Origin of the sequence: Buttiauxella cochleicola (assembly GCF_021283185.1) — a bacterium.
Taxonomy (GTDB): Bacteria; Pseudomonadota; Gammaproteobacteria; order Enterobacterales; family Enterobacteriaceae; genus Buttiauxella; species Buttiauxella massiliensis.
Genome location: NZ_JAJSOS010000002.1, coordinates 336,444 through 350,089, shown reverse-complemented (window position 1 = coordinate 350,089; position 13,646 = coordinate 336,444). Strand labels below are relative to the sequence as shown.

The 13,646-nt window shown below is 47.7% G+C and carries 14 protein-coding genes; 3 read left to right on the top strand and 11 right to left on the bottom strand.

Translation table 11 applies throughout. The features are described 5' to 3' along the window. Positions 1 to 20: 20 nt before the first annotated feature. Positions 21 to 779 carry a DNA-binding transcriptional regulator YciT gene (gene yciT / locus LVQ76_RS04555; RefSeq protein ID WP_232863637.1) on the top strand — a complete coding sequence of 253 codons (759 nt, stop codon included), beginning with the start codon at positions 21 to 23 and terminating at the stop codon, positions 777 to 779. Between the two features lie 264 nt (positions 780 to 1,043). Beyond that, the gene (gene osmB, locus LVQ76_RS04550; RefSeq protein ID WP_034455440.1) at positions 1,044 to 1,262 is read left to right on the top strand and encodes an osmotically-inducible lipoprotein OsmB; all 219 of its coding nucleotides are present in this window, start codon (positions 1,044 to 1,046) and stop codon (positions 1,260 to 1,262) included. A gap of 138 nt (positions 1,263 to 1,400) precedes the next feature. On the opposite strand, the gene yciH is transcribed toward osmB, so the two are convergent. The 5 genes from yciH to pgpB form a co-directional block, all read right to left on the bottom strand. Next, positions 1,401 to 1,727 carry a stress response translation initiation inhibitor YciH gene (gene yciH, locus LVQ76_RS04545; RefSeq protein ID WP_151993608.1) on the bottom strand — a complete coding sequence of 109 codons (327 nt, stop codon included), beginning with the start codon at positions 1,725 to 1,727 and terminating at the stop codon, positions 1,401 to 1,403. Continuing rightward, entirely contained in the window at positions 1,727 to 2,464 is a 738-nt protein-coding gene (gene pyrF / locus LVQ76_RS04540; RefSeq protein WP_232921093.1) for an orotidine-5'-phosphate decarboxylase, read from the bottom strand. Before pyrF ends, yciH begins: the two co-directional genes overlap by 1 nt. Positions 2,465 to 2,658: 194 nt before the next feature. Next, the gene (gene lapB / locus LVQ76_RS04535; protein WP_151993610.1) at positions 2,659 to 3,828 is read right to left on the bottom strand and encodes a lipopolysaccharide assembly protein LapB; all 1,170 of its coding nucleotides are present in this window, start codon (positions 3,826 to 3,828) and stop codon (positions 2,659 to 2,661) included. A 6-nt stretch (positions 3,829 to 3,834) separates the two neighbouring features. Then, positions 3,835 to 4,140, bottom strand: coding sequence for a LapA family protein (locus LVQ76_RS04530; RefSeq protein WP_151993611.1), 306 nt, complete (start codon positions 4,138 to 4,140; stop codon positions 3,835 to 3,837). Between the two features lie 142 nt (positions 4,141 to 4,282). Beyond that, entirely contained in the window at positions 4,283 to 5,047 is a 765-nt protein-coding gene (pgpB, locus tag LVQ76_RS04525) for a phosphatidylglycerophosphatase B (protein WP_232863635.1), read from the bottom strand. Positions 5,048 to 5,255: 208 nt separating this feature from the next. Between pgpB and ribA the strand changes: the two genes are divergently transcribed. Further along, positions 5,256 to 5,849: a GTP cyclohydrolase II gene (gene ribA / locus LVQ76_RS04520; protein ID WP_034455434.1), complete on the top strand. Its 594-nt coding sequence runs from the start codon at positions 5,256 to 5,258 to the stop codon at positions 5,847 to 5,849. A 35-nt stretch (positions 5,850 to 5,884) separates the two neighbouring features. Here ribA and acnA read toward each other — a convergent pair whose 3' ends face one another. The 6 genes from acnA to topA form a co-directional block, all read right to left on the bottom strand. Beyond that, a complete protein-coding gene (gene acnA / locus LVQ76_RS04515; protein ID WP_232921092.1) occupies positions 5,885 to 8,560 on the bottom strand; it encodes an aconitate hydratase AcnA in 2,676 nt (891 codons plus the stop codon). A 177-nt stretch (positions 8,561 to 8,737) separates the two neighbouring features. Further along, entirely contained in the window at positions 8,738 to 8,836 is a 99-nt protein-coding gene (ymiC, locus tag LVQ76_RS22320; protein ID WP_279586320.1) for a small membrane protein YmiC, read from the bottom strand. 162 nt (positions 8,837 to 8,998) lie between these two features. After that, on the bottom strand, positions 8,999 to 9,169 hold the full coding sequence (locus tag LVQ76_RS04510) for a YciX family protein (RefSeq protein ID WP_232863633.1): 171 nt from the start codon (positions 9,167 to 9,169) through the stop codon (positions 8,999 to 9,001). 2 nt (positions 9,170 to 9,171) lie between these two features. Next, positions 9,172 to 9,333 carry a YmiA family putative membrane protein gene (locus LVQ76_RS04505; RefSeq protein ID WP_074388631.1) on the bottom strand — a complete coding sequence of 54 codons (162 nt, stop codon included), beginning with the start codon at positions 9,331 to 9,333 and terminating at the stop codon, positions 9,172 to 9,174. 318 nt (positions 9,334 to 9,651) lie between these two features. Continuing rightward, on the bottom strand, positions 9,652 to 10,626 hold the full coding sequence (cysB, locus tag LVQ76_RS04500) for an HTH-type transcriptional regulator CysB (RefSeq protein ID WP_064511628.1): 975 nt from the start codon (positions 10,624 to 10,626) through the stop codon (positions 9,652 to 9,654). A 192-nt stretch (positions 10,627 to 10,818) separates the two neighbouring features. After that, positions 10,819 to 13,416: a type I DNA topoisomerase gene (gene topA / locus LVQ76_RS04495; RefSeq protein WP_232863632.1), complete on the bottom strand. Its 2,598-nt coding sequence runs from the start codon at positions 13,414 to 13,416 to the stop codon at positions 10,819 to 10,821. Between the last annotated feature and the right edge of the window lie 230 nt (positions 13,417 to 13,646).

The window sequence follows — 13,646 nt, the reverse complement described above, 5'->3', positions numbered from 1 at the left end:
CCGCCTAACAATTGGCTGACATGAACTCCAGACAACAAATTATTTTACAGATGGTGATTGATCAAGGCCGCATGAGTGTGGCCGATCTTTCAAAAAAAACCGGTGTTTCAGAGGTAACCATTCGCCATGATCTCAATCTCCTGGAGAAGAAAAGTTACCTGAAACGTGCTCACGGTTATGCCGTTCCGCTAGATAGTGAAGATGTCGAAACCCGAATGATGAACAATTATTCGTTGAAACGTCATCTTGCTGATTTTGCCGCAACATTGGTAAACGATGGTGAAACAATTTTTATCGAAAATGGCAGTTGCAATGCACTGCTGGCTCGCGCGTTAGCCGAGCAGAAAAAAATCACCCTGATTACCGTCAGCAGCTACATTGCGCATCTTTTGAAAGATACCGATTGTGAAGTTGTGTTGCTTGGTGGCATTTACCAGAAGAAAAGTGAAAGCATGGTTGGCCCTCTGACGCGGCAATTTATCCAGCAAGTGCACTTCAGCAAAGCATTTATCGGTATCGACGGCTTTTTACCGGAAACCGGATTTACCAGCCGCGACATGATGCGCGCTGATGTGGTTAACACCGTGCTAGAAAAAGGTAGTGAAACTATTGTACTGACTGATAGCTCTAAATTTGGTGCTATGCACCCATACACTCTCGGCCCGATCTCGCACATTAACCGCGTCATTACAGACGATGCGCTTAGCGGAGTCGCTAGTCAACAATTGCAGGACACAGGGATACAGGTGAATATTGTTAAACAATTCCCGATCGCCTGAGAATCTTTTTAGCTGCCTGCGGCCCAGCAGGCAGTTCTCTTATCAGAATTATCCTGCCTATCCTTTAAGATTATTTACCTATTGTTATTTCCAATACAAATTAGAATATTTATCAGCGATATAACAGGAAGTGACAATCACTGTGGTTATCTTTTAGGTCTTATATCGTCATGCAGTTTCGCGGAACGCTCTTTAAGTTGGTTAATTACCACTATACTTACTCAGAGACTATTTCCGTGAATCAATAATTCAGGAGAAAGTATTATGACCTTAAATAACAAAAAAATTGCTGCCGTTGTGCTGGCTTTAACCGTTGCTACATCTCTGAGCGCCTGCTCCAACTGGTCCAAACGTGACCGTAATACAGCGATTGGCGCAGGTGCCGGCGCTGTTGGTGGCGCTGTCTTAACTGACGGTAGTGCATTGGGCACGTTAGGTGGTGCAGCTGTAGGTGGTATTATCGGTCATCAAGTAGGTAAATAAAGCTTGATACCAGCAAAAGCGTAAATTCTTTTATAAATTATAAAATCTTTAATATTCAGGTCTGACTTTCAGCAGTCATAATAAAAGGCCACGGTATATTTACCGTGGCCTGATTATTTGTATTATATCTTAAACGAATCAACCACCTGCTAATTTTACCTTCATACCTTTAGCTTCCAGCAGCGATTTAATCAGATCGCGTTTATCACCCTGAATCTCAATAACACCATCTTTTAGCGAACCACCACAACCACATTTTTTCTTAAGTTCAGCAGCTAATGTGGCAAGTTCAGCATCATCCGCATCAATACCGGTGATCAAACAAACACCTTTGCCTTTACGGCCACTGGTTTGTCGTTGGATCCGTACTACCCCATCACCTTTTGGGCGAACGGGAGCCGATGCAGGCTCATCAATGCGACCTGTTTCAGTTGAGTAAACTAAACGGCTGTTATCGTCTTTCATCATTCACCTTGCAGCAATGAAGCGCGGATATCACGCAGCGTCTGAGAAGGATTTGCAGATTGGGTGATTGGGCGCCCAATTACCATGAAGTCTACACCTGCCGTTTGTGCTTGCTGCGGAGTCATGATGCGGCGCTGATCGCCTGCATCGCTTCCAACCGGGCGAATGCCTGGTGTAACGAGCTTAAATGATTGGCCCAATTCGTTCTTAAAACGCACAGCTTCCTGAGCAGAACAAACCACACCATCTAATCCACAATTTTGTGTCAAACGGGCCAGACGCTCAGCGTGTTCGGCTGGAGTGGCAGCAATGCCGAGATCGGCCAGATCGCTTGCTTCCATGCTGGTCAAAACAGTCACAGCAATCAGTAATGGCGCATCGTTGCCAAATGGCAGCAGAGCTTCACGTGCAGCCATCATCATACGTGCTCCACCGCTGGCATGAACGTTCACCATCCAGACACCGAGTTCTGCCGCAGCGGCAACTGCATGTGCCGTCGTATTCGGAATATCGTGAAATTTCAGATCGAGAAATACGTCAAAACCACGCGCCTGAATATCTCGCACCAGTTGCGGTCCAAACAGAGTAAACATCTCTTTGCCCACTTTTAGACGGCAATCACGTGGGTCGATGCGATCGATGAATGCTAAGGCTTTATCACGATTATCGTAATCAAGTGCGACGACAATAGGAGAATCGGTGGCAACACGGGAGGATGATGATGCAGTTGAATTCATGGCTAAACCTTCTGATGTTGGACAGCACTGCGCCGCAAAGAGATAAACGGCAAGCATTCTACTCGTGGTACACACAAAATTACAGTTTCCATTACACCCTGCGAGGCATAATTAACTCGATGCAGAGGTGAGTTTTATAAGAAAGATCACTAGTATGTTGTAACTAAAATATCTCTTTTTTTTATAAATACCGGTTACTGCCCATCCAGGCCGCGGATAGGTTTAATCGTTGACCATGCCCGGCAAGAAGGACAATGCCAATAAAGAGTAAAAGCCGTGAAGCCACATTTCTGACAACGATAGCGCGGTTTAGTACGAACCTGTTCACCAACCATGTCACGAAGCACCATCAGGCTCTCTTTTGCACGCCCCTCTTCTGCTTCCTGCAAGTGGTAATCCATCAGGCGATGGAACACACGCATAGTGGGATGACGCTGGAGCTGGCGGTTGATATAAACTTGCGCGACTTCAGACCCCTCTTTATGTTCGAGAATCTCAGCCAGCATCAACTCTGCACCTGCTCCGGTGTTTTCTTCAACACAGCGTTTTAAGAACGCTTCCCACTCTTGTGGTTTATTTAATTGCAGATAGCAGGTCTGTAGCATTTCCAGCGTTTCGCTGACTAATTCGCTATCTTGATCAATAACGCGCTGCAATGTCTCAACAGCTTTTGCATATTCGTTACGAGCCATGAAGATGCGGCCCATCATGATAGATATGCGCGCACAATTTTTATCGGCAGCAGCCCCTTTCTTAAGCAGCGACATGGCTCGATCAAGGTCGTCGCTCCCCATCAATTGCACCGCCTGCTCACAATAGAAGTGGGCAATTTCAGTACGCTGTTTATCTTTCCCGAGCTTGACCAAACGTTCTGCTACTTCAATAGCTTTTTGCCAATCGCTGGTTGCCTGGTGAATCAGCAACAATTGTTGCAACGCGCCAATTCGGAAGTCAGTTTCATCGATCAACTGGGCAAACATATCTTCAGCGCGGTCGTACAATCCCGCCGCCATATAATCACGGCCCAACTGCTGTACAGCCAGCAAACGCTGCTCGTAGGTTAGTGAAGCACTTTCCATTAAAGACTGGTGGATACGGATAGCGCGGTCGACTTCACCACGAGAGCGGAACAGGTTACCAAGCGTAAGGTGGGCTTCAACGGTACTGGTATCTTCCTTGAGCATATCGAGGAAAAGATCAACAGCTTTATCTTGCTGGTTTGACAGCAAGAAGTTAACCCCCGCCACGTAGTCACGCGACAGGCGATTAGCCTCTTGTTGTTTATCTTGTTGTGCGCTTCTTCGCCCCATGTACCAGCCGTAGGCGGCAGCAATAGGAAGTAGCAGAAACAACAATTCCAGCATGGCAGGTTATTCCTTCACAGCCGGTACAACAGCCGCAGTTACATCAGATTCTGTAGTAATTTGCTGCTCCAGGCGTTTAATTTTACGATCGGCGCGCGCAAGTGATACCCGCAGGCGCAACCAGAACAGGCCACAAATCAGCCAGCCCAGTAAAAAACCCGCAGCAAAAAGAGTCGCCAACAAAGTGGAGACACGGTATTCGCCTTGTGCCAACAGATAGTTGAAATTAACTACCTGATCGTTTTGCGCGCCCAAAGTGACAGAAATCACAAAAATCGCTAGCACCAGTAAGAAAATGAATAAGTATTTCACATTACTTCCCGTCATGTGGTCTTACGCGACTAAATTATGCCCGAATGCTTTTACCCAACGGTATAAACTACCATTTCCCGGGTGTTCGGGGAATCAATAGAGAGCGTCCAATTCATAAGAAATGGGGATTAAATCAATAATCTCAAGGCTCATCATCCCGTTCGGCTATTTCATCAGCTTCTTGCGGCGGCGGTGAAAGCGGGCCGCATAATTTTTGAGCAAGCCAGGTTGCCAATGTTATCAACGCCCAGGAGATGATTGTGGCTACCACTAAATCCCGTGGCCAATGCATCCCGAGAAGCAACCGGCTGCCCATTACACCTGTTGCCCAAACTAACAGCAAAGCAATTGTCAAAGTTCGCCTGCGAGGCCACAACAATCCAACACCCAATAAGGCCCAACTTGCCGCAAACATCGTGTGCCCTGACGGAAACGCAAAACCGGTCTCTTTTTGCCAGTGTTTACGTAACCAACCCGGGACTTCCTGTTGCGTTTCAAGCTGGTTTTTTACCAGTTCGCTACGCTGCTTACGCTTTAAATTGTAGAACTCATCAGTTGGAATATGTTGCGTTTTTTCCAGCCACACAACAAACGGACGCGGTTCCTGCACTTTATCTTTGATGACAGATTTAACGCCCTGCCCAATAAGGATAGCCGCACCGAGTATGGCAAATAGCATCAGTGCTGCTTTTAAGCGAAACCTCAGGCACCATAAAAACCAACCGCACAGCAAAACATGAGTAATAATGCCCCAGGGCTGGGTTACGGTTTCGGTCACCCAATACATCATTTTAAGCCAGACACTATTTCCACCAGGAACCCACTGCCACCCCGAAATCCATACGGCTAAAGGCATGATTAACAGTATTCCGGCACCCATTGTCGTTCGCTTTGCTATTGCCCGCATCACTTATCCTTATGCAATTTGAATATCAAGAATACCTGAAAAAGCGCACCGATGGGAAAACGTAGAGTAACGCAAAGCGTAAAAATAGGAGCCGTGGCAGTCAATTAGGTGAAGTACCCGCCGTTGTGGCAAAATAGCCAGAAGTAATTAAACAAGCCAGACAGCTGGCAGGCGCGATGAGTGCCAACATAAGTACCTGGAGAATCACATGCAGCTTAAACGTGTGGCAGAAGCCAAACTGCCAACCCCATGGGGCGATTTCCTGATGGTGGGCTTTGAAGAACTGGCAACTGGACAAGACCACGTTGCTCTGGTTTTTGGTGATATTAGCGGGAATGATTCTGTTCTGGCGCGAGTACATTCTGAGTGTCTGACGGGAGATGCCCTATTCAGCCTGCGCTGCGATTGCGGTTTCCAGCTTGAAGCAGCTCTTTCCCAGATTGCAGAAGAAGGCCGCGGTATTTTGTTATATCACCGTCAAGAAGGCCGTAACATTGGTCTGCTTAACAAAATCCGCGCCTATGCATTGCAGGATAAAGGCTACGATACGGTCGAAGCCAACCACCAGCTCGGCTTTGCCGCCGATGAACGTGACTTCACGCTGTGTGCTGACATGTTTAAGCTATTAAGTGTTGATGCTGTACGGTTGTTGACTAATAACCCACGCAAGGTAGAAATTCTCAGTGAAGCGGGAATTAATATCGTTGAACGTGTGCCGCTGATTGTCGGCCGTAATCCGAAAAACGCGCATTACCTGGATACTAAGGCCGCCAAAATGGGCCATTTGCTATCTGAAGATTAAGAGATTTCTCCCCCATCGCTGGGGGAGATTTTTGTCTAATTTAGCATGTTGCGAATAACGTAATGCAGAATGCCATCATTTTTGAAGTACGTTAGTTCATTGCCGGTATCAATACGGCAGCGGCACTCCACCACCTCTTTTCTACCATCGGCAAAGGTTAATATCACCGGAACCGTAGCGCCTGGCGTCAGATCGTTGAGCCCGCTGATATCAATAAACTCCTCACCGGTCAGTCCTAACGTTTTACGTGTCACTCCCTGTGGGAACTCCAGTGGCAAAATACCCATGCCAATCAAGTTTGAACGGTGGATGCGCTCAAATGACTCAGCGATAACCACTCGCACCCCAAGCAGACGCGGGCCTTTTGCCGCCCAGTCACGGCTGGAACCGGAGCCATACTCTTTACCGGCAAACACCGCGAGCGGAATGCCTTTGTCGCGATATTTCATTGCAGCGTCATAAATTGAGATGACTTCATCGCCAGGTAGCAAACGCGTCATTCCCCCTTCAACACCAGGCACCATTTCGTTACGGATGCGAATGTTGGCGAAAGTCCCGCGCATCATCACTTCGTGGTTACCCCTACGCGACCCGTAGGAGTTAAAATCTTTGCGCTCAACACCATGGTTTTGTAGATAACGCCCTGCTGGGCTATCAGGCTTAATACTTCCGGCTGGTGAAATGTGGTCAGTAGTTACTGAATCTCCCAGCATGGCCAGCACGCGGGCACCATGAATGTCCTGCAATGGTTTCGGCGTAGCTTCCATATCATCAAAGAATGGCGACAGACGAATATAAGTAGAATCACTCTGCCAACCGTAAGTATCTGAATGGTCTACTTCGATACTTTGCCATTCTGGTGTTCCCTCAAAGACTTCAGCGTACTCTTTATGGAACATCTCCGTTGATACCTGTGCGACTGCACGGGCGATTTCCTGGCTGCTCGGCCAAATATCTTTGAGGTAAACAGGATCACCTTTGCGGTCATACCCAAGTGGGTCGGTGGTCAGATTAACGTTCATATTTCCGGCAAGGGCATAAGCCACCACTAACGGTGGCGATGCCAGCCAGTTAGTTTTCACCAGCGGGTGAATACGCCCTTCGAAGTTACGGTTTCCTGACAACACGGCACCAACAGTCAGATCTCCCTTCTTAATTGCCTGTTCGATGGGGTCAGGCAACGGCCCGGAGTTACCAATACAGGTGGTGCAGCCATAACCAACCAGGTTAAAACCTAATTCATCGAGATAAGGAGTAAGTTTCGCTTTTGCCAGATAATCCGAAACAACCTTAGAGCCTGGTGCCAGTGAAGCTTTTACCCACGGCTGGCGTTTTAAACCTAAGGTCACGGCTTTTTTAGCCAGCAAGCCCGCCGCCATCAGAACGCTTGGGTTTGAAGTGTTAGTACAAGACGTAATCGCCGAAATAACCACCGCCCCATCTGGCAGCTGATAGCTCTTCCCACCCATGGTGTAATCCACGGGTGCGCGATCTTTCTGGCTGCTATTTACTTCAAGCTCATTACTAGCACTAAAGGCTTTCGGCACGTCACCCAGTGCAACACGATCCTGTGGGCGTTTCGGCCCGGCGAGGCTAGCTTCAACCTCATCCATATCCAGGGCCAGTGTGCTGGTAAATACGGGTTCATCGCCCGTATTACGCCACATACCCTGAACCTTAGCATAGGCTTCCACCAGTGCTATTTGCTCTTCACTGCGCCCGCTCAGGCGCATGTAATCCAGCGTAACGGCATCAATCGGGAAGAAACCGCAGGTTGCACCATATTCTGGTGCCATATTGGCGATGGTTGCGCGATCGGCCAGTGGCAATGAGTCCAGACCATCACCATAGAATTCAACGAATTTACCAACCACACCGTGTTTACGGAGCATTTGCGTAACGGTGAGTACGAGGTCCGTCGCAGTAATGCCCTCCCGCAATTTGCCGTTAAGTTTAAAACCGACAACATCCGGGATCAGCATCGAAACAGGCTGACCCAGCATGGCAGCTTCCGCTTCTATACCGCCCACTCCCCAGCCCAGAACACCAAGGCCGTTGATCATCGTGGTGTGTGAATCGGTGCCCACCAGCGTGTCTGGATAAGCTACCAGCTCATCACCCTGCATTTCGCTCCATACTGCTTTTCCAAGATATTCCAGATTGACCTGGTGGCAGATTCCAGTTCCTGGTGGTACCACACTAAAACGACTAAATGCTTGTTGGCCCCAGCGCAGGAAAACATATCGCTCATGATTACGTTCCATTTCCAGGCGAACGTTTTCTTCAAAAGCATCATCATTACCGAAATGATCGACAGTCACGGAGTGGTCAATAACGAGGTCAACAGGAGAAAGAGGATTAACTTTGGCAACATCTCCGCCCAGACGTTTTACGGCTTCACGCATGGCGGCTAAATCAACCACTGCCGGTACGCCAGTAAAATCTTGCATCAGAACACGCGCGGGGCGATAAGCAATTTCACGATCGGCATGAGCATTCTTCAGCCATGCGGCCAGGGCATGAATATCATCCTGAGTGACGGAGTCTTCATCCTGCCAGCGCAGCAGGTTTTCAAGCAGAACTTTCAATGACTTGGGTAACCGAGTGATATCCCCAAGTTCCTTTGCGGCCAGCGGCAAGCTGTAATAGTGATAGGTTTTATTTAGCGCCTGTAAAGTATCCTTACTGGCCTCTCGTAGGGTTAACGACATAGCTCCTCCGTAAATTTCTTAGGATAGCGGTATCCCTGACTAAGATCAGGGACAGTATTAAAGATAACACAAAGATGTCGTAACGATTTGATAACAACCCAAATTGATAAATTGGGTTGTGTAAAGACAGAAGAGAGATTTGATTACACCCCGGAGGAGACCGGGGTGTTGGAATAATTAGTGAGTAAGCATCCAGACCATGTGGGCCCAAAATGCAAACGAAACGGAAAATACGCTAAGCCATGACCAGTATTTGGCACTACAGTGAGTATCCATAATCCACTCTCTTTATTTTTGGTAAACACTATGACTGAATAATTAATCAGTCTGCTTGAATATTGCTGTGTGTAGTGATTACTTAAAGAGTGAGGTGTTAATCACATATAATAAAAAAGTGTGATTGACCGCAAGTTAAATAAAGGTAAATAAAAATAACTCTTATTGTTCTATATGTTCGTCTGTTGAAAACAGATCGATAAATTCTTTTTGTTGTTGAGTCAACTGCCACGACTCAGGAACCTGAACTTCACCAGATTTTGCTTCTTTCTGCAGCTTGTCATCTTGCTGACGTACACTTTTTTGCACTTTTGTTTGAGCAAGGGTTGTCATAATTACCCCCAAAAATGCCAGGCTGCCAACGCGACAACGAGCCAGAACAGACCTGATACGAGAAACACCGCCATCCAGGCTTTACGCTTAAGCCCTGTTTCCTTTTGCGGTTCTTCACTTCCTGAAGGCATTGCTAACCTCATACAATCGGCACCACTTATCATAAATCATTAAACAATCGGTATAATTAATCGCCAGCTGGGATTAATCCTAAAGAAACTCTAGTACAAAAGCCAGCGAAATTGCTTTCCAGTTGCAGGAAAATATTTAATCTTTTGACCTGAAATAAATAATTGAAACACTAAATTTGCGCAGTGGTTATTTATTATCTACGTTTGTCTCTTAATTGAGACAGATTAACCACTTATATTATGTGGGAAATGAGAGTTTCAAGAAGGGAATAAATATGGCGAGAGGTAAATCATATTCTTTATGCAAATGAGAAGAGGTATCTTTCGCGCATGGAAAGATACCTCGCGATATTATTTTGCTGGTAATTTAATATCTTTAAACATCGCTTCAATATCTTCGTTAGATTTTAATGCTACAGCGGTATCAACCACATCACGAGTCAGATGCGGGGCAAAACGCTGAATGAAATCATACATGTAACTGCGCAAGAACGTGCTACGGCGGAAACCAATTTTAGTGGTGCTGTGGCTAAATACGCCCTGGGCTTCAATACGCACCAAATCAGGGTCTGATACCGGGTCCACCGCCATGCTGGCAATAACCCCGACCCCTAATCCCAGGCGCACGTAAGTTTTAATCACATCAGCATCAGTTGCTGTGAACACGATACGTGGTGTTAGTCCCGCACGATTAAATGCCGTATCTAATTCAGAACGCCCGGTGAAACCAAAGGTGTAGGTAACCAGCGGATATTGCGCCAGCTCTTCAATAGAGACGGACTCTTTTGATGCTAGAGGATGATCAGGCGTGACAACAATCGAGCGGTTCCAGTGATAGCAAGGCAACATCACTAAATCATCATAAAGATGTAAAGCTTCGGTCGCTATCGCAAAATCGGCATTGCCTTTAGACACTGCTTCAGCAATTTGTGTTGGTGACCCCTGGTGCATATGCAGCGAGACACGCGGGTAGCGCTCGATAAACCCTTTAATCACATTTGGCAGCGCATAACGAGCCTGTGTATGAGTTGTGGCGACGTACAGCGAACCTTTGTCCGGCCAGGTGTGCTCACCGGCGACAGATTTAATAGCATCCACTTTTGAGAGCACTTCGCGGGCAATTCGAATAATCTCCTGCCCGGCAGGCGTCACCTGAGTCAGGTGCTTGCCGCTACGCGCAAAGATCTGAATCCCCAGTTCGTCCTCCAACATACGAACTTGTTTACTGATCCCCGGCTGAGAAGTGTAAAGCCCTTCTGCCGTCGACGAGACGTTGAGGTTGTGATTTACCACCTCTACGATATAACGAAGTTGCTGTAGTTTCATGGCGTTCCATCCGCAGTAAAAGCAGCCCCGACACACGCAGTGGCAGGGGTTCAGACGAGGTGAAATTCTCTTCAACTACTATATCAGTTATATCATCTATGTATAGATTGAAAGAAAAAATAATAATCAGGTTATATAAAAGGATATAAAAAAGCCGGAGCAAATGCCCCGGCTTTTAAATTTTAAGAAGGATTACTTCTTGCCTTCAACCCACTTACCATCAACAAAGAATGCTGACCAGCCAGTCGCTTTGCCTTCTTTTTCAGAAGAAACATACTGTTGCTTAGTCTTACGGCTAAACCGGACAACCGCTTTGTTACCGTCCGCATCTTGTTGTGGAGCGTCAGCCAGATAACGCAGTTTCTCTGGCAGACGGTCACGGAAGCGGTACAGTTCTTCCACTAATGGCGCACGTGTTTCACGCGATTTAGGGAAAGTGTTTGCCGCAAGGAAAACACCCGCCGCGCCATCACGCAGGACAAAATAGGCATCCGACTTCTCGCAAGGAAGTTCTGGCAACGGAACCGGATCTTCCTTCGGTGGAGCAACTTCACCGTTACGCAGGATCTTACGGGTATTTTTGCAATCGTCGTTAGTACAAGCCATGTACTTACCGAAACGTCCCATTTTCAGGTGCATTTCAGAACCACATTTCTCACACTCAACGATTGGGCCGTCATAACCCTTAATGCGGAACTCGCCCTCTTCGATTTCGTAACCATCACATGTTGGGTTATTACCACAAACATGCAGCTTACGTTTTGGATCGATGAGGTAGCTGTCCATCGCAGTACCGCATTTGGTACAACGACGTTTCGCACGCAGTGCGTTAGTTTCCGCATCATCCCCTTCAAGAACATTGAGGACTTCGTTTTCCGGCACCAGGTTGATGGTGGTTTTGCAGCGTTCTTTCACTGGCAATGCGTAGCCGGAGCAACCGAGAAACACACCGGTACTGGCAGTACGAATACCCATTTCACGACCACAGGTCGGGCAATCGATGCTGGTCAGTACCATCTGGTTTGGACGCATACCGCCTTCTTCCGGATCCAGCTCAGCTTTACCAAGTTGCTCACTGAAATCGCTAAAGAAGTTGTCCAGCACCCCTTTCCACTCGGCCTGATTATTGGCCACCTGGTCAAGGCTGCTTTCCATTTGCGCGGTGAAATCGTAGTTCATCAGCTCACGGAAGTTTTCTTCCAGGCGATCAGTAACGATTTCACCCATTTTTTCTGCATAGAAACGACGGTTTTCTACACGCACATAACCACGATCCTGGATGGTGGAAATGATCGATGCGTACGTAGACGGGCGACCAATCCCACGTTTCTCCAACTCTTTAACCAACGAGGCTTCACTAAAACGAGCCGGTGGTTTAGTAAAGTGCTGGCCAGGAATGATCTCAACCAGTGCGAGTTCATCGCCCTGCTCTACAGCTGGCAATGTACGGTCTTCGTCACCTTTGCGCAGCGCAGGCATCACTTTTGTCCAGCCATCAAAACGCAACGTACGGCCACGCGTTTTCAGACGGAAATCACCGGCTTGCACAGTCAAGGTAGTGGAATCGTATTGCGCAGGCGTCATTTGGCACGCTACAAACTGGCGCCAAATCAGCTGGTAAAGTTTCTGTGCATCGGCTTCCATGTCTTTGAGCGACTCGGCAACAACACTCACATCAGAAGGACGAATCGCTTCGTGCGCTTCTTGCGAGTTTTCTTTGCTGGAGTAATGATTCGCGGCTTCTGGAAGATATTTCTTACCGAAACTCTCTTCGATATAACCACGTACCATGCTCACCGCATCCTGGCTCAAGTTAGTTGAGTCAGTACGCATGTAAGTAATATGGCCCGCTTCATAAAGACGCTGTGCCATCATCATGGTTTTCTTCACACCAAAACCAAGACGGGTACTTGCAGCCTGCTGCAAAGTAGAGGTAATGAACGGCGCACCAGGTTTGCTGCTGGTTGGCTTATCTTCACGCTCAAGCACCGAATAACTGGCTTTTTCCAGTTCGCTAACCGCAGACATGGTCTGCTCACGGTTAACCGGGCGGAATGGCTTGTCTTTATGGTGACTGACCTGAACCGGCAGACTATCGCCTTTCGGCGTCGTCAGGTTCGCGTCAATTTCCCAATATTCTTCCGGCACAAACGCTTTAATTTCGCGTTCACGGTCAACCACCAGACGCACAGCAACAGACTGTACACGGCCAGCAGAAAGACCACGGGCAATTTTCTTCCACAGCAGCGGAGACACCATGTAGCCCACAACGCGGTCCATAAAGCGACGCGCTTGCTGTGCGTTAACACGGTCAATATTTAATTCGCCCGGCTTTTCGAAGGCCTGTTGAATTGCATTTTTTGTAATCTCGTTAAAAACAACGCGGCTGTAACGCGTTTCATCACCACCGATAACTTCCCGCAGGTGCCATGCAATGGCTTCCCCTTCGCGGTCAAGGTCGGTTGCGAGATAGATATGGTCTGCTTTTTCAGCCAGTGATTTCAGTTCCGAAACCACTTTTTCCTTACCAGGCAGCACTTCGTACTGCGCTTCCCAGTTGTGCCATGGATCGACACCCATACGATTTACGAGCGCGCCGCGTTCATCCTTTTTGACCTTTTTGGTCCCTTTGGTGGAGGCGGAGTCAGCGCTCTTCTTGGTGGTTGATCCACTGGTCGGCAAATCACGGATATGACCGACGCTGGACTTAACCACGTAGTCATTCCCGAGATATTTGTTGATCGTTTTGGCTTTTGCCGGGGACTCAACGATGACGAGAGCTTTACCCATATTCACCTTTACCTAATGTAATTCTTCCAGGAGACGTCGCACGCCAGTTGCACCTTCCACTGGCGACGCGCTTTTCTATATTGCGACAGCGTCAATGGATATCAACTCTTTTTTCATCACCGGCCAGATTAAGCGAACATTCGCAGGTGATTGAGATAACGAGTCTTTCGCATCGGTGACATAGCACGACGGAACTTTGGTTGAATGTCAAGCAATTCCGTTGCCAGATT

Bases quoted from the DNA above. Each gene is read 5' to 3' on its own strand.
- pgpB (WP_232863635.1), bottom strand. From the start codon at position 5,047: ATGCGGGCAATAGCAAAGCGAACGACAATGGGTGCCGGAATACTGTTA.
- LVQ76_RS04505 (WP_074388631.1), bottom strand. From the start codon at position 9,333: ATGATAAGTGGTGCCGATTGTATGAGGTTAGCAATGCCTTCAGGAAGT.
- yciH (WP_151993608.1), bottom strand. From the start codon at position 1,727: ATGAAAGACGATAACAGCCGTTTAGTTTACTCAACTGAAACAGGTCGC.
- acnA (WP_232921092.1), bottom strand. From the start codon at position 8,560: ATGTCGTTAACCCTACGAGAGGCCAGTAAGGATACTTTACAGGCGCTA.
- topA (WP_232863632.1), bottom strand. From the start codon at position 13,416: ATGGGTAAAGCTCTCGTCATCGTTGAGTCCCCGGCAAAAGCCAAAACG.
- ribA (WP_034455434.1), top strand. From the start codon at position 5,256: ATGCAGCTTAAACGTGTGGCAGAAGCCAAACTGCCAACCCCATGGGGC.
- cysB (WP_064511628.1), bottom strand. From the start codon at position 10,626: ATGAAACTACAGCAACTTCGTTATATCGTAGAGGTGGTAAATCACAAC.
- lapB (WP_151993610.1), bottom strand. From the start codon at position 3,828: ATGCTGGAATTGTTGTTTCTGCTACTTCCTATTGCTGCCGCCTACGGC.
- LVQ76_RS04510 (WP_232863633.1), bottom strand. From the start codon at position 9,169: ATGACAACCCTTGCTCAAACAAAAGTGCAAAAAAGTGTACGTCAGCAA.
- yciT (WP_232863637.1), top strand. From the start codon at position 21: ATGAACTCCAGACAACAAATTATTTTACAGATGGTGATTGATCAAGGC.
- ymiC (WP_279586320.1), bottom strand. From the start codon at position 8,836: ATGGATACTCACTGTAGTGCCAAATACTGGTCATGGCTTAGCGTATTT.
- osmB (WP_034455440.1), top strand. From the start codon at position 1,044: ATGACCTTAAATAACAAAAAAATTGCTGCCGTTGTGCTGGCTTTAACC.
- pyrF (WP_232921093.1), bottom strand. From the start codon at position 2,464: ATGAATTCAACTGCATCATCATCCTCCCGTGTTGCCACCGATTCTCCT.